This window comes from Streptomyces acidicola (assembly GCF_009377235.1).
GTDB classification, from domain to species: Bacteria; Actinomycetota; Actinomycetes; order Streptomycetales; family Streptomycetaceae; genus Streptomyces; species Streptomyces acidicola.
Genome location: NZ_VMNX01000149.1, coordinates 1 through 23,010, shown reverse-complemented (window position 1 = coordinate 23,010; position 23,010 = coordinate 1). Strand labels below are relative to the sequence as shown.

Here is a 23,010-nt window from a genome sequence, read left to right as displayed (position 1 = left end):
GCCACGCGTGCAGGTGAGCAGTGTGCGGTGCGGGTTGCCGGTGCAGCGGACGCGGGTGATGGGCAGGTGAGGGGTCAGCTGGGCGAGCCGCGGGATGAGGGCGACGCCGAGCCGGTGGGCGACGAGGCGGGTGCGTGGGGGGTCTTTGTGTTTCCCCGTCCCTGTGTCTCCGCTCCCTGCGTCTCTGCTCACCGCTCACCGCTGTTGTCGGAAGGCCCGTGCAAGAGCCCGGTCGGGGGCGGCGGGCGTCGGTGAGGCGGCTGAGCTGGGTGGGGTTCCGGGTGGGCCCCTGGGCGGGCCGGGATGTCAGTGGGCGGCTATAACCTCGTATGCGTGTCGTCTCTCGCGCTGTACCGCCGCTATCGCCCGGAGTCGTTCGCCGAGGTCATCGGGCAGGAGCATGTGACTGACCCGCTGCAGCAGGCGCTGCGGAACAACCGGGTCAATCACGCGTACCTGTTCAGCGGTCCGCGTGGGTGCGGGAAGACGACCAGCGCGCGGATTCTCGCCCGGTGTCTGAACTGCGAACAGGGGCCCACGCCGACGCCCTGCGGTGAGTGCCAGTCGTGTCAGGACCTCGCGCGGAACGGGCCGGGGTCGATCGACGTGATCGAGATCGACGCCGCCTCCCATGGTGGTGTGGACGACGCTCGTGAGCTGCGGGAGAAGGCATTCTTCGGGCCGGCCGGCAGTCGGTACAAGATCTACATCATTGACGAGGCCCACATGGTCACGTCGGCCGGTTTCAACGCGCTGCTCAAGGTGGTCGAGGAGCCGCCGGAGCATCTCAAGTTCATCTTTGCGACGACCGAGCCCGAGAAGGTCATCGGGACGATTCGGTCGCGTACGCATCACTATCCGTTCCGGCTCGTGCCGCCGGGGACCCTGCGGGACTACCTCGCCGATGTGTGCGGGAGGGAGAAGATCCCCGTTGAGGACGGGGTGCTGCCCCTTGTGGTGAGGGCGGGGGCCGGGTCCGTGCGTGACTCCATGTCCGTCATGGACCAGCTGCTGGCGGGGGCGGCGGAGGACGGCGTCACGTATGCCATGGCCACCTCGCTGCTGGGGTACACGGACGGGTCCTTGCTCGACTCCGTCGTCGAGGCGTTCGCGGCGGGGGACGGGGCCGCCGCTTTCGAGGTCGTGGACCGGATCATCGAGGGCGGGAACGATCCGCGGCGGTTCGTTGCGGATCTGCTGGAGAGGTTGCGGGACCTGGTGATCCTGGCCGCCGTCCCGGACGCGGCCGAGAAGGGGCTCATCGACGCGCCTGCCGATGTGCTGGAGCGGATGCAGGCCCAGGCCGGGGTCTTCGGTGCCGCCGAGCTGAGCCGGGCCGCTGATCTCGTCAATGAGGGGTTGACGGAGATGCGGGGAGCCAATTCGCCCCGCTTGCAGCTTGAGCTGATCTGCGCGCGCGTGATGCTGCCGGCGGCGTACGGCGACGAGCGTTCCGTCATGGCCCGCCTGGACCGGCTCGAGCGTGGCGTGAACTTCTCCGGGGGTGGGGCCGCGCCCGCCATGGGGTACGTGCCAGGGCCTGAGGCTCATGGGTACGCGGGGGCGCCTGCCGGAGTTCAGCAGCCTGCGGTTCCGCCTGGGGGCGGGCCCGCAGCGGCTCGGGCCGCGGTGCGGTCGGCCGGTGGGCCCGGGGGTGCCGGTGGTGCAGGGGTCGGTCCCGGGGCGGGGCAGGGGCAGCAGCAGGGTGGGCCTGCCGGAGCTCCGCCGGCTGCCGTGGAACCTGCTGTGCGTGCTGCACCTGCCGCACCTGTTGCGCCTCCTGGGTCCGATACGGGCTCGGGTATGGGTACGGGTACTGGTGTGGGTACTGGGGCGGGGGTGCCTACTGCGGCGCCGGGGCCCGCACCCGTCGCCGAGCAACCGTCCGCTCCCGCCGCTCCCGGAGCCTGGCCCACCCCCGCCACCGCGGGCAGTGGCCGTCGGCCCGGCGGCTGGCCGACAGCGGCCCCTGCGGGTGGGGGACAGGTAGGACCAGGACAAGGGGGGCGGCCACCAGCGGCTCCCGGACCCGCGTCCGCGTCCACTGCGGCCGCATCCCCCGGCGGTCCCGCCGCCGGTCCGCCCGCGTCCTTGCCCCCCGGTTCCGCGCCCGTCGGCGGAGGGCTCGACCCCCGTATGCTCTGGCCGAACATTCTGGAGGCGGTGAAGAACCGTCGCCGGTTCACCTGGATCCTGCTCAGCCAGAACGCGCAGGTGGCCGGTTTCGACGGCACCACCCTGCAGATCGGTTTCGTCAACGCAGGGGCCCGGGACAACTTCGCGGGCAGCGGCAGCGAGGACGTACTGCGGCAGGCACTGGCCGAGCAGTTCAACGTGCAATGGAAGATCGAGGCGGTCGTCGACCCGTCGGGAGGCTCGGCGTCGGCGCCGGGCGGTGGGGGCGGTTCGGCCGGACCGGGCGGTTACGGCGGAGCGGGCGGCCCGGGTGGTTACGGCTCCCACGGCGGAGCGGGCGCCGGTGGTGGCGGTGGTGGTGGATACGGCGGGGCCCCCGCCTCGTCGACGCGTCCCTCTGCACCTGCACCCCCCTCCTCGGCGCCGGCATCGCGCCCCTCGTCCCCGGGAGGGCCGGGGTCAGCCGCAGGTCAGGGGAGACCGGCTCCGGCCACTGGGTCGGCGCCCACGCCACCGCCCCCCGCTCCGGAGCCCCCGCCCATCTCGCCCGAGGACGACATTCCCGAGGAGGACGATCCCGACCTCGATGAGTCGGCCCTCTCCGGGCACGATCTGATCGTGCGGGAGCTGGGGGCGACGGTGGTGGAGGAGTTCACCAACGAGTAAAACGAGTAAGTGGCAGGGAGGCGCACTCCAGCGGTACTAGCGGTACTCCAACGAAACGAGTGGAGGCGGTGAGGGGCTCCTTGGGTCTCCTGGGGGCTTCTTGGGGCCCTTGTCGAGCCGCGACACCCGTAAGCGTGGGGTGCGTCCGTGCGACCCCGAGCACCGGTATCCCCCACAAGGACCCACTCCCGCGCCCGTTAGGCTGACCCCGTGAAGGTCCTCGTCATCGGTAGCGGCGCCCGCGAACACGCCCTGTGCCGTTCCCTGTCCCTCGACCCCGATGTCACCGCACTGCACTGTGCCCCCGGTAACGCGGGCATCGCGGAGGTGGCCGAGCTGCACCAGGTCGACGCCCTCGACGGCAAGGCCGTGGCCGCGCTGGCCTCGGACCTCGGTGCCGAACTGGTCGTCGTGGGGCCGGAGGCTCCGCTCGTCGCCGGCGTCGCCGACGCCGTGCGTGAGGCCGGCATCTCCTGCTTCGGCCCCTCCGGGGAGGCCGCTCAGCTGGAGGGTTCCAAGGCCTTCGCCAAGGATGTGATGGCGGAAGCCGGTGTGCCGACGGCTCGCTCGTACGTGTGTATGACGCCGGCCCAGGTCGACGAGGCGCTCGACGCGTTCGGGGCTCCGTACGTCGTGAAGGACGACGGTCTCGCCGCGGGCAAGGGCGTCGTCGTCACCAGCGACATCGAGCAGGCCACGGCGCACGCGAACGCCTGCGAACGCGTCGTCATCGAGGAGTACCTCGACGGCCCCGAGGTCTCGCTCTTCGCGATCACCGACGGCGAGACCGTCCTCCCGCTCCAGCCCGCCCAGGACTTCAAGCGAGCCCTGGACGGCGACGAGGGACCGAACACCGGCGGCATGGGCGCGTACTCCCCGCTCCCCTGGGCCGAACCGAAGCTGGTCGAGGAAGTCCTGCAGACCGTCCTCCAGCCGACCGTGGACGAGATGCGGCGCCGTGGGACTCCGTTCTCCGGACTGCTCTACGCCGGTCTCGCGATCACGTCCCGCGGCGTACGGGTCATCGAGTTCAACGCACGCTTCGGCGACCCCGAGACCCAGGTGGTCCTGGCCCGGCTGAAGACCCCGCTGGCCGGCATCCTGCGCGCGGCCGCGGACGGCACCCTCGCCGACCTCGAACCCCTCCGCTGGAGCGACGACGCGGCCGTCACCGTGGTCGTGGCCTCGCACAACTACCCCGGCACCCCGCGCACCGGCGACCCCATCACCGGGCTCGCCGAGGTGGCGGCCCAGGACGCCCCGCAGGCGTACGTCCTGCACGCCGGCACCAAGCGCGACGGTGACGAGGTGGTCAGCGCGGGCGGTCGGGTGCTGTCCGTCACGGCGGTCGGCGCGGATCTGGCCGAGGCGCGCGAGCGGGCGTACGCGGCGCTGGGGCGCATCCGGCTCGACGGTTCGCAACACCGGACCGACATCGCGGCGAAGGCGGCGGCCGGAGCCCACGGAGCTTCGTAACCCTGGGTGGTCTCCCTCTGCTTGTGGGCCCCGATTTCCCCTGGTGTCACCTGGGGAATCCGGGGCCTCATGCTTGCTCAGTGTCATCCACCTCTCCCCAGAGCCATTCCATCGAGTGACCGATGCCCCATCCGGCTGACGGGGCGCACGGCCCCAACTAGGGTGCGGCGCAAGCGGTCCGGCACTTGGCCCACCGACATTGCGATGTCAGTGGCGGGTGCCACAGTGGGGGAATGAGCAACACCAGGCCATCCGGCGGCGCGCGCGGTGACGGACAGCGTCACGGCGCGCGTCGTGCGGGGTACGGGACAGTCGGGACGGGAGGGGGTGACGGCCGGTCGTGACCGGTATGGGTGTGGAGCTGGGCGCGCAGGCCGCGCGTTCCCGGGCCCTCGCCGTGCTGCGTATCCGCAGCCGGGCGCTGGCCGTCGCCCTGTTGCCCGCGGCGGTCGCCGTCGTGTTGTTCGTCGGCGGGGCCACCGGCCACATCACCGGCGGGGTCTGGCCCGTGACGCGCTGGATCATGGCGGTGCTGGCGGCCGTCGTGCTCCTCTGTGCCACGGGCATCGCGCTCGTCGTCGCCCGCGCCCGACCCGCCACGAGCCCCACGGTCCCGATCGCCGAGGAGTCGGCCCCCGACCTGTACCGCATGGTGCGGGACCTGGCCGACCGTCTCGACGTCCCGGCCCCCTCCGCGATAGCGCTCACCCCGGACTGCGACAGCTGGCTGGAGGACCGCACCCACCGCTCCCACGGCCCGCCGCCGTCCCCGGAGCGCAGGGGCGAAGGAGAAGGTCTGTCGGGCACGAGCGGCGGTATGAGCGGCGGCATACGGAGCGGTGCGACGACGCCCGGCCGACGCGGCGAGCCCACCGCACCCGTGCTCGTGATCGGTTCCCCCTTCCTGTGGTGGATGCGGGTCGGGGAGCTGCGCGCGGTCCTCGCCCCGGTCATCGCGGGTACGGGGCCGTCGGCCCACCCGGACATAGCGGCCGCCCGCCGTTTCGTACGAGGGCTGGACGCGGCCGTGGCCGTGACGACGGCACCCACACATGGACCTCTGGCCCGGACGGTGCTGGCCGGTGCGGGTTGGGTGGCCCGGCTGCTGCTGCGGGGTTGCCGAGGGCACGCGGCCGAGATGGAAAGGGGCGTGGCGGCTGCGGCGGCCGAGCGTGCACAGGCTGTGGACTACGGTCTGCGGATCGTCGCCCAGGAGCAGGTCGGTCTCGCGTACGCGGGCTGGGACCGGCTGCTCACCCGGGTGGCGCTGCCGGCCTGGCGGATGGGCCGCTGGCCGTCCCGCCTCGACGCGGGCGTCGTCGCGGCTCTCACGGAGCTGTCCCGTCGCGACCGACTGGCCGAGGGCTTCGCCTCCCGGCTGGGTGAGCGGCCGGCCTGCGACCTCCTGGAGGAGCCCGGCGCGGTCGACGAGGCCGCGTCCCTGCTCGCCGCCCGCCTCTTCCATGGCGGCCCCGCCGAGTCCGGGCCCGACTGGGCTCCGGTGGACTGGCGTGAGTACCCGGACGAGGTCGTCGACCGGAAGTGGCGCACGGACGCGGCCCGGCTCCACCGGGTCCTGGACTCCTTCGGAGTCCGGCATACGGCGGACACGGGGGAGCCTGAACCCGGCGGACCGACCCTGGCCCGGGTACTGGACCACCTGACGGTCCGGGGGCAGACGGTGCAGGGAGGGGCTGTGCGGGGCGCTGGGCCGGGGACGGCGCTTGGGGGCGAAGGCGAGAACCAGGCCGGTCGCGAGGGGGAGCGGCTGTTCGGCTGCACCGAGGGGGAGGGTGAGCATGCGGGAGCCGAGGGAGCCGAGGGAGCCGAGGGAGCCGAGCGTGCCGAGGGCGCAGAAGGCGTCGAGGGGACGGTCGGGGACGCGGACGCGGCGGGTGACATTCACGATGACGCGGGTGCCGGACGGGCCGTTGAGAGCGAGAGAGCGGACGCAGGCAGACCAGCGGGAGGCGCTGCCGGTGGGCCGGAGACCGCAGACGCGGGCGCCGAGCCGCCCGACACCACGAAGGCCAGCACCGTGGAGGCCGCCCCCACGAAGGCCGCCACTGCGAATCCCGTCGGCAACACGGGCGAGGAGTCGGCGGCGGACGACGATGCACGCCCGGTCGTGCCCCGGGGCGCGGAGTCGGCGGACGCGGCCCTCGGTGACGAACTGGGCCTGGGCAGCGAGCGGGCGGCCGCGCTGGCGGCCGGGCTGAGCGCCGAGGTGGCTCGGGAGGAGGCGTCGGCGGGCCCGACGACGGCCCCTGGTGGCACGGCGGAACCGCAGGGACCGGACCGAGTCCTGTGGGACGACATGCCGCCGTTCTTCCCCCTGCAGCCCCCACGCACGGGCCGCGAGCTCCTCACCGACCACGTCACGGCGATGGTGTGCTGCGCCGCGATGGACACGGCCGGTGCGGCACCAGGGCTCGACTGGCTGGACGGCCCGTCCCTGCTGATCAACGGAAAGCGAGCCGTCGACCTCGCCCCCCGGGTCCTGACCCTCGTCGAGGACGGTGACCCGGCCCCCCTCCGGGACTGGCTCCGGCATCTGGGTGTCCGCCCCGAGAAGCCGGTCCGCCTCGTCTGAGCGCGAGTACAACGCGCCCCACCGCACCCACCGGCAAGCGGAACCCCACCTTTGGGCGGAACCCCACGTTCCGTTCACGTCAATTCACGACAAACGGTGACGGAGCACGTGCTTAATGTGATGTGCTGGGATCGTTCGAGCACATGGCACGGGCATAGACGGATGGACGGACCGGTGACGGATCGGTGCCCGCCGAGCCGCCGCCCGAGCCGCAACCCGTCCGCGAGAACTCGGAGCACGCGAGCCGTCCGACCGGCCGCACAAGCATCAGAGTCACCACTCGCACAACGCACCACAGCCACGAGCGCAGCCACCACAGCGGCCGCTACGGCAGCCATCACGAACGACCAACGCAGGACAACGGGGGCACGAGGGAGGGGAGCACGTATGGGGTCCGAGAAGATCCGACGCTGGGAGTCGGGCGCACTCGCACACGCCGTGACGGACCCCTTTGGCCAGGGTCCCGTCCCCTGGCTCCGGGGTACCGAGACGTACTTCGACGACAGCGGCCAGATCGTCCCCTGGTACGTCGACCAGAACGACACCGCGCCCGGCGGCCCCTCGGCATACGAAGGGGCCCGCGGCACCCGCGCCACCCGCGATACCCATGGCATCCATGGCACCCGCACCACCCGGGTTCCCGGCCCCCGGGTCGAGCGCCCCCACATCAACGGCCCCCGCGCCGCCGACGACGTGAACCTCCAGATCAAGGGCTTCACGAAGACCGGCGCCGCGGTCCCCGGTGAGTCGATCGACTTCCACATCACGGTGGACCCGCCCCAGGAGTTCAGCGTCGACATCTACCGGATCGGGCACTACGGAGGTGAGGGCGCCAGCAAGATCACCACCAGCCCCCGACTCTCCGGCATCGTCCAGCCCCCGCCGCTCACGGCCGACCGCACGGTCTCCTGCCACCACTGGTGGCTCTCCTGGCGTCTGCAGATCCCGAGCTACTGGAAGATCGGCGCGTACGTGGCCGTCCTCACCACCGTCGACGGCTACCGGTCCCACGTCCCGTTCACCATCCGCGACAGCCACCCGGCCGACCTGCTCCTCGTCCTGCCGGACGTCACCTGGCAGGCGTACAACCTCTACCCGGAGGACGGCCGCACCGGCGCCAGTCTCTACCACGCCTGGGACGAGGACGGCCGTCTCCTCGGCGAGGCGGATGCCGCGACCACGATCTCCTTCGACCGCCCGTACGCGGGCGCGGGCCTCCCCCTCCACGTCGGCCACGCCTACGACTTCATCCGCTGGGCCGAGCGCTACGGCTACGACCTCGCCTATGCCGACGCCCGCGACCTGCACGCCGGCCGCATCGACCCCACCCGTTACCGCGGCCTGGTCTTCCCCGGACACGACGAGTACTGGTCGCAGGCCATGCGCCGCACCGCGGAACTCGCCCGTGACCAGGGCACCTCCCTCGTCTTCCTCTCCGCCAACACCATGTACTGGCAGGTGGAGTTGGCCCCGTCCCCGTCCGGCGTCCCCGACCGGTTGCTGACCTGCCGTAAACGACAAGGACCGGGCAAGCCCGTACTGTGGCGCGAAATCGACCGCCCTGAGCAGGAAGTGGTCGGTATCCAGTACGCGGGCAGGGTGCCCGACGCCCACCCGCTGGTCGTTCGCAACGCGGACCACTGGCTGTGGGAGGCGACCGGCACGCAGGAGGGCGACGAGCTGGAGGGCATGGTCGCGGGCGAGGCCGACCGTTACTTCCCGCGCGCCCCGCTCCCCGAGCACCAGGGCCGCATCCTTCTCGCGCACTCCCCGTACCGGGACAGCGAGGGGGTCATCCGCCACCAGGAGACCTCCCTCTACCGGGCTCCCTCCGGCGCCTGGGTCTTCGCGTCCGGAACGTTCGCCTGGTCCCCGGCCCTCGACCGCCCCGGTCATGTCGACACCCGTATCCAGCGAGCCACGGCCAACCTCCTGGATCGCATCTGCAAACGAGAATGACCTCTGTAAACGGGAATCCTCTGTAAACGGGAACGACCTCTGATCTGCCAGCAGGGATGGCCTCTGCAAGCAAGGACGGCCACTGCGAGCGGGAAACGGCCTCTGACCCGCGAGCGCGAATGAGGGAATGCCCCCTTCCGGGCAGACCCACAGCTGGACCGATCCCCCGCATACGGGAGAATCGAGCCACTTGGACATCACCACGCGGAGGAACCGTGCCCGGATTCGTAGAAAAGCCCGAACCCATCCAGGTGCCGGGCCTGGTGCATCTGCACACCGGCAAGGTGCGCGAGCTGTACCGGAACGCGGCCGGCGACCTCGTGATGGTCGCCAGCGACCGTACGTCCACCTACGACTGGGTGCTGCCGACCGAGATCCCGGACAAGGGCCGCATCCTCACCCAGCTCTCGCTGTGGTGGTTCGACCAGATCGCGGACCTGGTCCCCCACCACGTCCTGAGCAGCGATCTCCCGCCGGGTGCCCCCGCCGAGTGGGAGGGCCGCACCCTGGTCTGCAAGTCCCTGCGGATGGTTCCGGTGGAGTGCGTGGCCCGCGGCTACCTCACGGGCTCGGGCCTCGCCGAGTACAACGAGACCCGTACCGTCTGCGGCCTCGCCCTCCCCGAAGGCCTCGTCGACGGTTCGGAACTGCCCGCTCCGATCTTCACCCCCGCCACCAAGGCCGCGGTCGGCGAGCACGACGAGAACGTCTCGTACGAGGAGGTCGCCCGCCAGGTGGGCGCCGACACCGCCTCCCAGCTGCGCCAGGCGACCCTCGCCGTCTACGCCCGGGCACGCGACATCGCCCGGGACCGCGGCATCATCCTCGCGGACACGAAGTTCGAGTTCGGCTTCGAGGGAGACACCCTCGTCATCGCCGACGAGGTCCTCACCCCCGACTCCTCCCGTTTCTGGCCCGCCGACCAGTGGCAGCCGGGCCGCGCGCAGTCGTCCTTCGACAAGCAGTTCGTACGGGACTGGCTCACCTCCCCGGCCTCCGGCTGGGACCGCAAGGGCGAGCAGCCCCCGCCGCCCCTGCCGGAGGAGATCGTCGCCGCGAGCCGCGCGAAGTACGTGGAGGCGTACGAGCGACTGACGGGCACGAGCTGGAGCTGACCGCACCCGCACGACGAAGGCCCCGGTCGAGGTGACCGGGGCCTTGCGTTCTGGAGACTTCCTGGAGCGGACGACGAGGCTCGAACTCGCGACCTCAACCTTGGCAAGGTTGCGCTCTACCAACTGAGCTACGTCCGCACTGCGCCGAGGCGCGAGAGCAACTATACCCAACCTCGCTCACGTGCGAGCCGTACCGCGGCATGACGGTTCTCGGCCCCGAGTTTGGTGGCGGCCGACGAAAGATAGTTGCGTACGGTCCCCGGTGACAGCGCGGCCCGCTGGGCGATCTCCGCGACGGGCGCCCCGTCGGCGGCCAGCTCCAGCACCTCGGCCTCCCGCGTGGTCAGCGGCGAGTCGCCGGCGGAGATCGCGTCGGCGGCCAACTCCGGGTCCACGTAACGGTTCCCGGCGTGCACCGTGCGGATGATCTCCGCGAGCCGCTGCGCACTGACGGTCTTCGGGACGAACCCGCGCACCCCCGCCTCCAGCGCGCGCTTCAGATGTCCCGGCCTGCCGTGACTGGTCACGATCAGTACCTGGCAGCCGGGCAGTTCGGAGCGCAGGGATGTGGCGACCTTCACACCGTCCGCGCCGGGCATCTGAAGATCCAGAACGGCGACATCGGGGGCGTGCGCCCGGGCCATCGCCAGTGCCTCGGGCCCGCTGGCCGCCTCGGCGACGATCACGAGGTCGTCCTCCAGCGCGAGCAGTGCCGCCAGCGCGCCCCGGATCAGATGCTCGTCGTCGGCGAGCAGGAGCCGCACACTCACGCCGTGACCTCGTTCGCTGCCAAGGGCACCTCGGCCACCACCCGGAACACGCCCTTGCGGACCCGGCCGGCCTCCAGCGTCCCGTCCACCGCGGCGAGCCGCTCCCGCAGCCCGGCCAGCCCCGAGCCGCGGCTCTCCGGCGGGCCGTCGGACGCCTCGCCGTTCTGCGACCCGTCGTTCTCCGTCCCGACGTCCTCCGCCCCCTCGTTCTCCGTCTCCTCGCTCTCCGCCCCGTCGTTCTCCACGGTCAGCACCACGCGCCCCTCCAGCACCCGTATCCCCACCTCGCACCGTCCGGCATCCCCGTGCCTCAGTACGTTCGTGGTCGCCTCCCGGACGACCCAGCCCAGCGCCGACTGCACCTCGGTGGGCAGCCCGGCCGTCTCCCCGCGCACCTCGCACGCGATCCCGGCCGCGTTCAACACCCCTTGCGCGCCGGTGAGTTCGACGCCCAGGTCGGCCTCCCGGTATCCGCGTACGACGTCCCGGACCTCGCGCTGCGACTCCTGTGCGATCCGCTGCACCTCGATCATCTGCTCCACGGCCTCGGGACGCTCCCGGCGCGCCAGTTGGACGGCCAGTTCGCTCTTGAGCGCGATCACGGCCAGGTTCCGGCCGATCACGTCGTGCAGGTCGCGCCCGAAACGCAGCCTCTCCTCGGCGACGGCGAGCCGGGCGCGGGTCTCCCGGGCCTCGTCGAGCTCGTACACGGCGTTGAGGATCCAGACGGAGAAGATGGCGGCGAAGACCATGAACCCGGGGAAGAGCATCAGCGCGAACGCCGCCATCACCGCGTCGTCCGGGGCGGCGTGCAGCATCAGCGCCAGGGTGAGGCAGCCCGCGGCGAAGCCCACGACCAGGGCGGCCATCCACCGCTTTCTGCGCATGCCCAGAGTGACCGTGCCGATGCCGACTCCCATCGCGCCCGTCGCCAACGAGCCCAGTGCGCCCAAGTAGTCCGAGTCGGCGGGCTGGGCCTTGGTGACGAGCAACGTGGCCGCGGCGAACACCGCTGTCACCGCACCGAGCGTCCACATGATCCGCAGGGGCTGCTCGCGTCTGCCCCGGGTCCAGTCGACCGCCCGCGAGGCGGTTGCCGTGGTGAGCAGGGCGTGCCCGCAGAGTGCCGCGAACAGCCATCCAGAGAACCGCAGCGGCACCCGCGCGAGCACCGGGAGGCCGAACAGCACGATCTCGAACACCGCGAAGAAGTGGTACGACCACCGTGTGTACAGCTCGATCTTCGCCGGCGTGCTCTTGCTCCGCCACCATCCCCTGGGCATGCGCATCCCCTGCTCGTCCCCCTGCTCCCCGTACGTCAGCGCCGCGGTTCCCAGCGGAACCACCGCTGTACAGCAAACACCGCGAGCACGGTCCAGGCCACCGCCGTGGCGACGGCACCCAGGGTGTCGTACCCGGACAGATTGCCGGTCCAGCCGCCCCGCAGCAGGGTGATCACCGGTGTCAGCGGCAGCAGTTCGCACACCGCGGCCAGACGGTCGGGCATGACCTCCAGCGGGGCGATCGTGCCCGAGGCGAGCATCGAGACCAGCAGCAGCGGCATGGCGGCGACCTGGGCGCCCTCCACGCTCTTGCTGAAGCTCGCCACGAGGGCCGCGAGCGCGGGCCACATGACGAGCCCCAACAGCAGCCCCAGGACGGCGAGATGAGGTGCCTCGGGCGCCCCGACGTCCAGAAGCGCGGTACAGGCGAGCACCAGGACCACACACTGGACGAGGCCGATCACGACCGACGGCAGCGCGGCGCCCGCGAGGATCTCCAGGTCCCGCAACTCGCCGGTGCGCAGCCGCTTGAGCACGAGTTCCTCGCGCCGGGCCGCGTACACGCTCACCAGGGAACTGTAGACCGCGAAGAGCAGCGAGAAGCCGATGGAGGCGGGCAACAGGACGGAACCCACCGAGAGTCCGGCGCCCTCCAGGTCCATGTCGTCGATGGCCGACCGCGTGGTCAACGGCAGCACCAACGGCACGAACAGCGCCGCCACCAGCGTCGCCTTCGTCCGGCTCAGCAGGGTCAACTCGGCCCGCGCCAGGGCCGCCACGCGCCCGACAGAAGTCGTCGTCCCCGCGGAAGCACCCGTCCGGGCACTGGTCACCGTACTCATACCGCTGCCCCCTTCCGGGCCGTCGCGCCACTCCGAGGTCCTTCGGGGGCCGCCTTCGTGGCACCTGAAGCCTCACGCGCTATCTGCAGGAACGCCTCCTCCAGGGAGGCCGACCGGATGTCGAGGCCGCCCAGCTCGACGCGGGCGCGCTCGGCCCACACCAGGAGCCGGGTGGCGGTGCGCTGGAGTTCGTGCGTACGGAGCCGGACCGTGCGGCCCACCGCTTCGTGGTCGGTCACGCCCAGTTCGGCCAGTGGGGGCAGGTCGCCAAGGAAGTAGCCGTCGGGCAGGTCGAAGACGATGCGGGACGGCTGGGACGCGGTGACCTCCTCCGGGGTGCCGGTCGCCGCGATACGGCCCTCGTGGAGGATCGCCAGGCGGTCGGCCAGGTCTTCCGCCTCCTCCAGATAGTGCGTGGTGAGCAGGACCGTCGTCCCCGCGTCGCGCAGCTCGCGCACCAACTCCCAGGTGCCCTGGCGCCCTTCCGCGTCGAGCCCGGTCGTCGGCTCGTCGAGGAAGAGGACCTCGGGGCGGCCGAGGAGCGCCAGCGCCAGGTCGAGGCGCCGCTTCTCACCCCCGGACAGCTGCTTGACCCGTACCCCGGACCGCTTCCCGAGGCCGACGATCTCCAGGGCCTCCTCCACGGGGCGCGCCCCGCTCGTGCAGCCGGCCCACATCCGTACCGTCTCCGCGACGGTCAGTTCGGACGGAAAGCCGCCCTCCTGCAACATCACGCCGATGTGCGGCCGTACAGCCGCCCGCTCCTCGTACGGATCGTGCCCGAGGACCCGCACCCGACCCGCGGTCGGCGGTGCCAGTCCCTCCAACAGCTCGACCGTCGACGTCTTGCCCGCGCCGTTCGTGCCCAGGAGTGCGAAGAGTTCGCCCCGGTCCACGGAGAATGTGATCCCCCGCACGGCCTCGAAACCGCCCCCGTACACGCGCCGCAGGTCGGTGACCTCAATCACGTCCTTGTGCCCGTTCGTGTTCATGCCTTCAGCGTCTCGGCAGTTCGACGCCGACAGCAGTGCGGCCTGTCATCACTCCACATGACAAATGTCAGTCGCGAACTTCGAGCGAGGCCACGACGAGACCATGACGAGTGCGGAAGGGGGCCACGACGATGCCACCAAGGGCGTACGAAAAAAGGCCCCGGTCAAATGACCGAGGCCTTAGTTCCTGGAGCGGACGACGAGGCTCGAACTCGCGACCTCAACCTTGGCAAGGTTGCGCTCTACCAACTGAGCTACGTCCGCATTGCTTCCGACCGGCTCTCACCGATCGGCGCGAGCACCAGCCTACCTGATCCACAACTGTGGTCGGACCGGCGATGCAGAGCGGGTGACAGGAATTGCACACTGCGCCTTCCCCCTGGAAGGGGGATGTTCTACTACTGAACTACACCCGCGTGACCCCGTGAGCCTGGCCTTTCGGCCTTGCCCCTCGGCGTGCTCCAGACTCTAGCTGATCAATAGGGGTGCTGCGCAAGTCGATTGTCTTCACAGCGGATGACCGACTGTTGGCGCACCCCGGGCCCCGGGGCCTCCGGGGCCAGAGTCAGAGCCAGGCGCCAAGGGGCGCAGCCCCGCTCAGTGCGCCGCCGCGAACGCCTCGTAGACCTTCTTGGGGATCCTCCCGCGGGCGGGGACGTCCATCTTGTGGGACTGGGCCCACGCGCGGACCGCGGACGGGTCGGGGGCCACGTCGGTCTGCTTGTACGTCCTGCCGGACCTCGACCGCTTGCGGCCGGCCTCCACGTAGGGGGCCAGAGCCTTGCGCAGTTTCTTGGCATTGGCTTGATTGAGGTCGATCTCGTACGACTTGCCGTCGAGTCCGAAGGCGATCGTCTCCGCCGCTTCAGAGCCGTCGATGTCGTCGAAGAGAGTGACTACGACACGCTGCGCCACGAATATCGGTCCCTTCGTGCGACACCTCGGTGATGCGATCACCTTCATGACGTGCTGGTACGCCATCGAGGTGATCGGGCGAGATGTCGACTGTCCGGCTGTAATTGGGCTATTGGGCAAAGTATCGACTATTGCCAATTACTTTGTACAGGGCCCAGCATTGCAATGTGAAGCTCAACTAAAACTGTCAGCGTGTCCGCCGTGCAATAGGTGTCCCCGATCTTTCCCGGAACTTTCCATCAAGTGAGCCGCCCGATACCGGATCGTGACGGTGCTCACGTAGATTCCTACCAATCTACTCGCGTAGAAATTTTGTGCGGGTAGTCTGAAGGAACCTGCTCAGCACCACACACCGGGAGTGCCAGTGGCACGCGTCGTAGTCGACGTCATGCTCAAGCCGGAGATCCTCGACCCCCAGGGCCAGGCGGTGCAGCGCGCGCTGCCGCGCCTCGGTTTCGAGGGTGTCTCCGACGTACGTCAGGGAAAGCGTTTCGAACTGGAAGTTGACGGACCGGTGGACGACGCCGCGCTCGCCCGCATCCATGAACTGGCGGAATCCTTCCTCGCCAACACCGTGATCGAGGACTTCACCGTGAAGGTGGAGGAAGAGAAGGCGGAGGCAGGAAAGTGACCGCCCGTATTGGGGTCGTCACTTTCCCGGGCAGTCTTGACGACCGTGACACGCAGCGCGCGATCAGGCTGGCAGGTGCCGAGCCGGTTGCTCTCTGGCACAAGGACAAGGACCTGAAGCAGGTCGACGCCGTGGTCCTGCCCGGCGGATTCTCGTACGGCGACTATCTGCGCGCCGGAGCGATCTCCCGCTTCTCGCCGGTGATGGAGACCGTCGTCGAGCAGGCGAAGGCGGGCCTCCCGGTGCTCGGCATCTGCAACGGCTTCCAGGTGCTCACCGAGGCCCACCTGCTGCCCGGCGCGATGCTCGGCAACGACCATCTGCACTTCATCTGCCGCGACCAGAAGCTGCGGGTGGAGAACGCCACGACCTCCTGGACCAGCGACTACAGCGAGGGCCAGGAGATCCACATCCCGCTGAAGAACATGGACGGCCGTTACGTCGCCGACCAGTACACGCTGGACAAGCTGGAGGCGGAGGGCCGGGTCGCGTTCCGTTACGTGGACTTCAACCCGAACGGCTCGCTCAACGACATCGCCGGCATCACCAACGAGGCCGGCAACGTCGTCGGCCTGATGCCGCACCCCGAGCACGCCGTCGAGCCGCTGGTCGGCACCGGCCGCACCGACGGCCTCCCCTTCTTCACCTCGATCCTCAAGAAGCTGGTGGGCGCATGAGCCGGACGCCACTGGACACGGTCGAGCACGCGACCGCGACCCCCGACGTCGAGCTGCCCTGGGCCGAACTCGGTCTGAAGAAGGACGAGTACGAGCGGGTCGTCGAGATCCTTGGCCGCCGGCCCACCGGTGCCGAGCTCGCCATGTACTCGGTCATGTGGTCCGAGCACTGCTCGTACAAGTCCTCCAAGGTCCACCTCCGCCAGTTCGGCGAGAAGGCCCCCCAGTCCGACGCCCTGCTCGTCGGCATCGGTGAGAACGCCGGTGTGGTGGACGTCGGTCACGGCTACGCGGTCACCTTCAAGGTCGAGTCGCACAACCACCCCTCATACGTGGAGCCCTACCAGGGCGCGGCCACGGGCGTCGGCGGCATCGTCCGCGACATCATCGCGATGGGTGCCCGGCCGGTGGCGGTCGTCGACCCGCTGCGGTTCGGCGCGGCCGACCACCCCGACACCAAGCGCGTCCTGCCCGGTGTCGTCGCCGGCATCGGCGGCTACGGCAACTGCCTGGGCCTGCCGAACATCGGCGGCGAGGTCGTCTTCGACTCCTGCTACCAGGGCAACCCGCTGGTCAACGCCGGTGCCATCGGCGTGATGCGGCACGAGGACATCCACCTCGCGAAGGCCTCCGGCGCCGGTAACAAGGTCATCCTGTACGGCGCCCGGACCGGTGGCGACGGCATCGGCGGCGCGTCCATCCTCGCCTCCGAGACCTTCGACGACGCGAAGCCCTCCAAGCGTCCGGCCGTCCAGGTCGGCGACCCCTTCCAGGAGAAGCTCCTCATCGAGTGCACCCTGGAGGCCTTCAAGGAGAAGCTGGTCGTCGGCATCCAGGACCTGGGTGCGGCCGGTCTCTCCTGCGCCACCTCCGAGCTCGCCTCCAACGGCTCGGGCGGCATGCGCGTGACGCTCGACGACGTCCCCCTGCGCGACTCCACGCTCTCGCCCGAGGAAATCCTCATGAGCGAGTCGCAGGAACGGATGTGCGCGGTCGTCGAGCCGGACAAGGTCGACCGCTTCCTGGAGATCTGCGAGAAGTGGGACGTCATCGCCACCGTCATCGGTGAGGTGACGGACGGCGACCGTCTGGAGATCTACTGGCACGGCGGCAAGATCGTCGACGTCGACCCGCGCACGGTCGCCCACGACGGTCCGGTCTACGAGCGCCCGTACGCCCGTCCGTCCTGGCAGGACGAGCTCCAGGCCGACGACGCGAACAAGCTCCCGCGCCCCGAGACGTCCGAGGAGCTGAAGGACCAGGTCCTGAAGCTGGTGGCGTCCCCCAACCAGGCCTCCAAGGCCTGGATCACCTCCCAGTACGACCACTTCGTGCAGGGCAACACGGTCCTCGCCCAGCCCGAGGACTCCGGGATGATCCGCGTCGACGAGGAGACCGGGCTCGGTGTCGCCATCGCGACCGACGGCAACGGCCGGTACGCGAAGCTCGACCCGTACGCGGGCGCACAGCTCGCGCTGGCGGAGGCGTACCGGAACGTCGCCACCACCGGCGCCAAGCCGCTCGCCGTCTCCGACTGCCTGAACTTCGGCTCGCCCGAGGACCCGGCGGTGATGTGGCAGTTCGCGGAGGCCGTGCGTGGTCTCGCCGACGCCTGCCAGCAGCTGGGCACGCCGGTGACCGGCGGCAACGTGTCCCTGTACAACCAGACGGGCGAGGTCGCCATCCACCCGACCCCGGTCGTGGCCGTCCTGGGTGTCATCGACGACGTGGCCCGGCGTACGCCCGTCGCCTTCCAGGAGGAGGGGCAGCTGCTCTACCTCCTCGGCGACACCCATGAGGAGTTCGGCGGTTCGGCCTGGTCCCAGGTGATCCACGACCACCTGGGCGGGCTTCCGCCGCAGGTGGACCTGGAGCGTGAGCGTCTGCTCGCCGAGATCCTGATCTCCGCCTCCCGCGACGGCATGATCGACTCCGCGCACGACCTGTCCGACGGCGGTCTGATCCAGGCCGTGGTCGAGTCGGCCCTGCTCGGCGGCAAGGGCGCCCGGCTGGTCGTACCGGACGGGCTCGACGCCTTCACCTTCCTGCTCTCCGAGTCGGCGGGGCGCGCGGTCGTCGCCGTACCGCGCTCCGAGGAGGTCCGCTTCAACGACATGTGCGGCGCGCGTGGCCTGCCGGTCACCCGCATCGGTGTCGTCGACGGTGACTCCGTGGAGGTCCAGGGCGAGTTCGCGCTGAGCCTGGACGAGCTGCGCACGGCCCACGAGGGGACGATTCCGGCGCTGCTGGCGTAACTCCCTTTGTCTACGACGACGTCGGCCTTCAAGACCACAACCAGGACTTGAAGGCCGACGTGCTGCGTCTCAGGCCTGGATCGGGCCCAGGGGGATGTCCGAGACCGTGAGGCTGACGGAGTCGATGGAGCCGCTGGTCAGGACGGGCAGGCCGTTGGGGCCCGGGGCGAAGTTGGCGGTCAGGCCGTCAAGAGAGCCGCTGACGGAGAGGCCACCCGCGACGTTGTCGAGCTCGGCGTCGGCTATCTCACGGGTCTCGATGCGGGAGGTGTTGCTCACGATGATGAGCGTCCTTCTCTAGTAGTTGGTCGCAATGCATGGCGCACTGCGGCGGGAACCCTTGGTGGGCCCCGCCGTGCGCCAGATTGCACGCTCGCGCGGGGCGCGGTTGAACAAACGCCTCACCCTTCACCCTCTGCGCACAGCACGCCCTGAAGTGGAGGCCCGATGTCACGGAGTCACCACAGGTGACGGACGGCCACGGGCCGCCCGACTCGACTCCTTGGAGGAGCGGTGCGGCCGTACGTCGCTGCCCGCGTTGGTGGGCGGCTCCTCGGCTCACCGGACGTAGTGCGAGGATCTCCGTTTCGAGCTCGATGCCGATCGGGTCGGGGAGGACGACCGTCTCACCGAACTTCGCGGTGTGGATGTCGCGGTAGCCACCGACCTGCCGGTCCGGGGTGCTGTGCACCGTGACCGTGCAGGAATCCCGGTCGATCAGGAGATACAAGGGAATTCCGGACTGGCCGTATGCGGCGGGCTCCTCTTGCCGGTCCCGTCGGTCGGTGTCCGAGTCGTACGAGGTGACCTCGACGACCATGAGTGCCCCGTCCGGGTCGGCCCACTCGCCGTGTCCCGCGAAGTGGGCCTCGGGCGCCAGCACCGCATCCGGTTTCGCCCTGCCTTCTCGATACGCCTCGACCCGGAGCCCTCGGCCCTGGTACAGGTCCAGGTCGGGCCTCGCCTGCATACAGCGTCTGCCCCGTGGTCTTCTGATCGGCGCAGGCCAGGCACGCGTACTCGGTCCAGCCCGGCCCGGTGCCCTGGTCGACCCAGCGCAGGGGCACGAGCGGAGTCTCCCGGGCTGCTGGCAGCGGGCGCAGATCCTGGTCCGGCGCAGGCAGCCCGCGCACATCCGACCTGTGCGGTCGAGGGTGCCGTGGCGCAGGAACGGGGCGCGTCCGATGCCGCAGATGTCGCAACACGCTTCGCCCGCGGTGTTCCCCTCCGCCATGACTCACGCCACCTCGATTCCGTGGATGACGTACGGGCCGGTCCCGTCCTGCCCGAGTAACGCGAGCGGCGCCGGAACCAGTGGGAGAGCCGGCGGAGCAGGGGCATCACAACTCAGCCGGTGGACGAGCGGAACACCGAGTTCGTCGAGCGCAACATCGAGATCCGGATGCGGCGCAAGGAGGCCATCACACGCGGCGCCCGGCCGGTCGAGATCCACGCGATCCAAAAAGAGGCGACTCTCCGGCGGGTTTTCGGCAGCGCGGGCGTCATGCGGGAGCAGTACAAGCACCTGGCGGAGCTGGCCGCGCTGGATCATGTGACCGTGCAGATCCTGCCGAGGGGCGTGCCCGTCCATCGGGCCAGCGGGAACTTCATCCTCATGGAGTTCGAACGGCCGCTACCGACGGTGGTGAGCATCGACACTCCGGAGGGAGCGAACGTCACGGACAAGGACACCGAGATCTGGAAGTACGTGCGCAGGTTCGACGCCATGCGGGCTGGAGCACCCGCGCCCCGGGACACACCGCATTTCCTGGAACGAGTCGCAGGAGAGTTGGAGCAGTCATGAGCACCCACCCCAATGCGCTTGAACTGGTTGCAGAAGCCGCCTGGTTCAAGTCCTCGTACAGCAGTGACCAAGGCGCCAGCTGCGTCGAGATAGCCAACCTCATCCCCACTCACACCCTGGTCGCCGTCCGCGACTCCAAAGTCCCCGACGGCCCCGCCCTGACCCTCCCGCCGGAGTCCTTCACCGCCTTCGTCGACCAGGTGAAGGCGTCAGCCGCCATCAGGTAAGGACGATGGACGATTGGCGGATTCAGGCCACTCGCGACCTCAGGAGAGCCTGGTCACGGCTGTCGGCGCTGGCCTGAAGCTGCCAATCCTTCCTCGGCGAGCATGACGACCTTCACCGCCGCCGACGCGGCCGAGTCCACGGACGTGGGGTACCGGCTGAACTGCAACACATCCAGGGAATGTGTTGCAGCTGCGGATGCGACTGCCTGCCCACAGTCGCCGTACACCACGCCCGTGGACGTGGCCGCCGATGTCGGGCGGGGCTTCGCTGGTGTGTCCGTGGCTCGAAAACTCCTTGCACGTAATTACGTAGTTTCGTAATCTCTGAGAATGGAGCTCGAACAACGCGTCGCCGACCTGGAGCGTCGGCTGGCGGCACTGGAGAACACCCACCGCACGGCACCCCAGCCGGACGCGAGTGACTTCTGGGCCCTGAACGGGCTGAAGGAGCGGCTGGCCGAGCTGGGCGCGACCGACGGAGGCGTCCTGTTCACCGGGGCCGTGCGGCTGCCGACGGGGGAGCGGTACGAGTGGCAGTACGGTGCGCTGACCGACGACCTGATGGAGGACGACTGGACCCGGGCCGCCGAGCCCTTCGCGGCCCTCGGCCACCCGGTCCGGCTGCGTCTGCTCCGCGAGATCCTCGGCGGCCGGCGCACCGCCGCCGAACTCGCCGAGCTGGACGAGGTCGGCACGACCGGCCAGATCTACCACCACCTGCGCCAGCTCTCCGCCGCGGGCTGGCTGCACACGACCACACGCGGCCGCTACGAGGTGCCACCGGTCCGGGTGGTGCCGCTGCTGGTGGCGCTGACCACGGCCAGGAACTGACCGGGACAAGACACCAAACGGGAACAGAGGAAACCAATGTCAGTTCGTAAACTCGCCATGTTGACCTTCCGTTTTCTGCTGCTGGCTCCCCTCGTGCTGATCGCAGCCGATATCTCGTTCGACGTGGGCGATCGCTTAGGCCACCGCTGGTGGTGGTACGCGTTGCCACCGGCCCTGGCCACTGTTGTCGTCATCGTGATGAACCGGTGGGGAGGCACCCCCGACCGCAGGCCGGCGGCCCATGCGCCCGTCGCGGTCGCCCCGCCGGTGACCGGCCGCTGGTCCGCGCTGAACAGCCCGGCGAACCGCACCCCCAGCCACGGCACGCACGCCTACGGCCAGACGTTCGCCATCGACATCGTCGCCGAATCCGAGCCGGGCGCCCGCCCGTCCTTCCGCTGGCTGTGGCCACTCGCCCGTCGCAACCAGGACTTCCCGGCCTTCGGCGCCCCGCTCCTCGCGGTGGCCGACGGCACGGTCGTACGAGCCACCGACCGCCACCGCGACCACCTCAGCCGTACGTCGCTGCCCGCGCTGCTGTACCTGATGCTCGCCGAGGCGTCGGTGCGCGAGATCTCAGGGGTCGGCCGGATTCTGGGCAACCACCTGGTGCTGGACCTGGGCGACGGTACGTACGCGGCGTACGCCCACGTGCAGCGCGGCTCGCTCGCCGTCCGCGAGGGCGACCGGGTACGTGCCGGACAGCTGCTCGCCCGCTGCGGGAACTCGGGCAACTCGACCGAGCCGCACCTGCACTTCCAGCTGATGGACGGCCCGGACCCGGACACTGCGCGAGGCATTCCCTTCGAGTGGCACGGGATCGGCGTACCGCGCAACGGCGAGGTGTTCGAAGCTCCCACAGGGGTGTCCGAAGCCCTCACCGAGGTGTCCGAGAAGGCGTCAGCGACCCCGGCTCCCCACATAGGCTGACGTCCATGCCCCCGGCCAGGAAACGCCCACGCTCCTACGACCCCGCCAAGATCCGCACGGCGGTGTTCGCCCAGTTCGGGCACGTACGGAATTCCGTAGGTGCCCTGAGCGCCGATCGGCTGGACCGGCCCACGCGCCTCGGGGACTGGACGGTACGGGAGCTCGTCGCGCACATCGCGATGGGCACCGAGTCCGTGAGCCGGGCCATCGACCAGGAGCCGCCCGCGAAGGCGGAGCTCTCCTTGCCGGCGTGGCCGCCTGCGACCGCCGCGTTCGCCGACGCCAACATCGACCGCACCCGCGTCTTCACCCGCGAGAACCCGGACCTCGATGTGCTGTACGCCCGCACCGAGCAGCGTTTGGCCGAGCGGTTGGCCGCCACCCCGGGCGAACGGCTGCTCGCCACCCGCCCCGGTGCCATGAACCTGGCGGACTACCTGGTCACCCGCACCGTCGAACTCGTCGTCCACACCGACGACCTGAACGCGGCCGTGCCCGGCCTGGACGTCCCGTACGACCGTCAGGCCCTTGCCGCCTGCACCCGGCTGCTCGCCGACGCGCTCGCCGTGAAGGCGCCCGGCGGTTCGACCGAGGTACGCGTCCCGCCGTACGCCGTCGTGCAGTGCGTCGAGGGCCCGCGGCACACGCGCGGCACGCCGCCCAACGTCGTCGAGACCGACCCGCTGACCTGGGTCCGGCTCGCGACGGGACGCGAGGAGTGGCAGGACGCCGTACGGGAGGCGCGCGTCAGGGCGAGCGGAGAGCGCGCCGATCTCGGCGGACTGCTGCCCCTCATGCACTGAGACCCGTCCGGACACGCGCTGTTACGTGTCCGGACTCATGCGCCGAGACCTGTCCGGAATGAAACCTGAGACTGTCCGAAAACAAGGGGAACCGCTCGCCCACCC

Annotated in this window: 19 protein-coding genes, 3 tRNA genes and 2 pseudogenes; 13 read left to right on the top strand and 11 right to left on the bottom strand. The window is 70.2% G+C overall.

All coding sequences use genetic code 11. The features are described 5' to 3' along the window. Positions 1-192: pseudogene (locus tag FPZ41_RS48765) on the bottom strand (hypothetical protein); the annotation flags it as partial. Positions 193-333: 141 nt separating this feature from the next. Here FPZ41_RS48765 and FPZ41_RS30665 point away from each other — a divergent pair. The 5 genes from FPZ41_RS30665 to FPZ41_RS30645 all read left to right on the top strand — a co-directional run bounded on the left by FPZ41_RS30665 (position 334) and on the right by FPZ41_RS30645 (position 9,945). Continuing rightward, entirely contained in the window at positions 334-2,802 is a 2,469-nt protein-coding gene (locus FPZ41_RS30665; RefSeq protein WP_322620930.1) for a DNA polymerase III subunit gamma and tau, read from the top strand. Between the two features lie 210 nt (positions 2,803-3,012). Then, on the top strand, positions 3,013-4,278 hold the full coding sequence (gene purD / locus FPZ41_RS30660; protein ID WP_322620929.1) for a phosphoribosylamine--glycine ligase: 1,266 nt from the start codon (positions 3,013-3,015) through the stop codon (positions 4,276-4,278). Between the two features lie 349 nt (positions 4,279-4,627). Further along, positions 4,628-6,871, top strand: a complete 2,244-nt coding sequence (locus FPZ41_RS30655; RefSeq protein ID WP_152866898.1) for a hypothetical protein — start codon at positions 4,628-4,630, stop codon at positions 6,869-6,871. A 387-nt stretch (positions 6,872-7,258) separates the two neighbouring features. Further along, entirely contained in the window at positions 7,259-8,830 is a 1,572-nt protein-coding gene (locus tag FPZ41_RS30650; RefSeq protein ID WP_152866892.1) for a N,N-dimethylformamidase beta subunit family domain-containing protein, read from the top strand. A gap of 215 nt (positions 8,831-9,045) precedes the next feature. Beyond that, complete coding sequence (locus tag FPZ41_RS30645) at positions 9,046-9,945, top strand: phosphoribosylaminoimidazolesuccinocarboxamide synthase (RefSeq protein WP_322620928.1); 900 nt, start codon at positions 9,046-9,048, stop codon at positions 9,943-9,945. A gap of 62 nt (positions 9,946-10,007) precedes the next feature. Here the strand turns inward: FPZ41_RS30645 and FPZ41_RS30640 are convergent. From FPZ41_RS30640 to FPZ41_RS30605, 8 genes are all read right to left on the bottom strand, one after another. Beyond that, positions 10,008-10,083: transfer RNA gene (locus FPZ41_RS30640), tRNA-Gly, on the bottom strand. Between the two features lie 23 nt (positions 10,084-10,106). Then, positions 10,107-10,715 carry a response regulator transcription factor gene (locus FPZ41_RS30635; RefSeq protein WP_322620927.1) on the bottom strand — a complete coding sequence of 203 codons (609 nt, stop codon included), beginning with the start codon at positions 10,713-10,715 and terminating at the stop codon, positions 10,107-10,109. Then, positions 10,712-12,004, bottom strand: coding sequence for a sensor histidine kinase (locus tag FPZ41_RS30630; RefSeq protein ID WP_152866897.1), 1,293 nt, complete (start codon positions 12,002-12,004; stop codon positions 10,712-10,714). The genes FPZ41_RS30635 and FPZ41_RS30630 overlap by 4 nt, the downstream gene beginning before the upstream one ends. Before the next feature lie 29 nt (positions 12,005-12,033). Continuing rightward, positions 12,034-12,840 (bottom strand): ABC transporter permease, encoded by an 807-nt coding sequence (locus tag FPZ41_RS30625; protein WP_152866890.1) that lies wholly within the window; start codon positions 12,838-12,840, stop codon positions 12,034-12,036. Beyond that, complete coding sequence (locus tag FPZ41_RS30620) at positions 12,837-13,832, bottom strand: ABC transporter ATP-binding protein (RefSeq protein WP_152866889.1); 996 nt, start codon at positions 13,830-13,832, stop codon at positions 12,837-12,839. The genes FPZ41_RS30625 and FPZ41_RS30620 overlap by 4 nt, the downstream gene beginning before the upstream one ends. A 188-nt stretch (positions 13,833-14,020) precedes the next feature. Continuing rightward, positions 14,021-14,096: transfer RNA gene (locus tag FPZ41_RS30615), tRNA-Gly, on the bottom strand. Positions 14,097-14,176: 80 nt separating this feature from the next. After that, positions 14,177-14,248: transfer RNA gene (locus FPZ41_RS30610), tRNA-Gly, on the bottom strand. Positions 14,249-14,429: 181 nt separating this feature from the next. Continuing rightward, complete coding sequence (locus tag FPZ41_RS30605) at positions 14,430-14,747, bottom strand: histone-like nucleoid-structuring protein Lsr2 (RefSeq protein WP_131567350.1); 318 nt, start codon at positions 14,745-14,747, stop codon at positions 14,430-14,432. Positions 14,748-15,111: 364 nt separating this feature from the next. On the opposite strand from FPZ41_RS30605, the gene purS reads away from it, so the two are divergent. From purS to purL, 3 genes are read left to right on the top strand one after another with little or no spacing between them, the layout of a single operon-like run. Continuing rightward, entirely contained in the window at positions 15,112-15,378 is a 267-nt protein-coding gene (gene purS, locus FPZ41_RS30600) for a phosphoribosylformylglycinamidine synthase subunit PurS (RefSeq protein ID WP_131567352.1), read from the top strand. After that, positions 15,375-16,055, top strand: a complete 681-nt coding sequence (gene purQ, locus FPZ41_RS30595; RefSeq protein WP_131567354.1) for a phosphoribosylformylglycinamidine synthase subunit PurQ — start codon at positions 15,375-15,377, stop codon at positions 16,053-16,055. Before purS ends, purQ begins: the two co-directional genes overlap by 4 nt. Further along, complete coding sequence (gene purL / locus FPZ41_RS30590) at positions 16,052-18,310, top strand: phosphoribosylformylglycinamidine synthase subunit PurL (RefSeq protein WP_152866888.1); 2,259 nt, start codon at positions 16,052-16,054, stop codon at positions 18,308-18,310. The genes purQ and purL overlap by 4 nt, the downstream gene beginning before the upstream one ends. Positions 18,311-18,379: 69 nt before the next feature. Here the strand turns inward: purL and FPZ41_RS30585 are convergent, their stop codons facing one another. Next, complete coding sequence (locus FPZ41_RS30585; protein WP_228023077.1) at positions 18,380-18,589, bottom strand: hypothetical protein; 210 nt, start codon at positions 18,587-18,589, stop codon at positions 18,380-18,382. 295 nt (positions 18,590-18,884) lie between these two features. Beyond that, positions 18,885-19,415, bottom strand: a pseudogene (locus tag FPZ41_RS30580) (Uma2 family endonuclease); the annotation flags it as partial. A 249-nt stretch (positions 19,416-19,664) separates the two neighbouring features. On the opposite strand from FPZ41_RS30580, the gene FPZ41_RS30575 reads away from it, so the two are divergent. The 5 genes from FPZ41_RS30575 (at position 19,665) to FPZ41_RS30555 (ending at position 22,905) form a co-directional block, all read left to right on the top strand. Beyond that, positions 19,665-20,114, top strand: a complete 450-nt coding sequence (locus tag FPZ41_RS30575) for a DUF5753 domain-containing protein (RefSeq protein WP_194236263.1) — start codon at positions 19,665-19,667, stop codon at positions 20,112-20,114. Beyond that, positions 20,111-20,341, top strand: a complete 231-nt coding sequence (locus FPZ41_RS30570; RefSeq protein WP_152866887.1) for a DUF397 domain-containing protein — start codon at positions 20,111-20,113, stop codon at positions 20,339-20,341. Before FPZ41_RS30575 ends, FPZ41_RS30570 begins: the two co-directional genes overlap by 4 nt. A 330-nt stretch (positions 20,342-20,671) precedes the next feature. Then, complete coding sequence (locus FPZ41_RS30565) at positions 20,672-21,172, top strand: ArsR/SmtB family transcription factor (RefSeq protein ID WP_152866886.1); 501 nt, start codon at positions 20,672-20,674, stop codon at positions 21,170-21,172. Between the two features lie 36 nt (positions 21,173-21,208). After that, complete coding sequence (locus tag FPZ41_RS30560; protein WP_152866885.1) at positions 21,209-22,102, top strand: M23 family metallopeptidase; 894 nt, start codon at positions 21,209-21,211, stop codon at positions 22,100-22,102. Positions 22,103-22,107: 5 nt separating this feature from the next. Beyond that, positions 22,108-22,905 (top strand): maleylpyruvate isomerase family mycothiol-dependent enzyme, encoded by a 798-nt coding sequence (locus tag FPZ41_RS30555; protein ID WP_152866884.1) that lies wholly within the window; start codon positions 22,108-22,110, stop codon positions 22,903-22,905. The last annotated feature ends 105 nt before the right edge of the window (positions 22,906-23,010 follow it).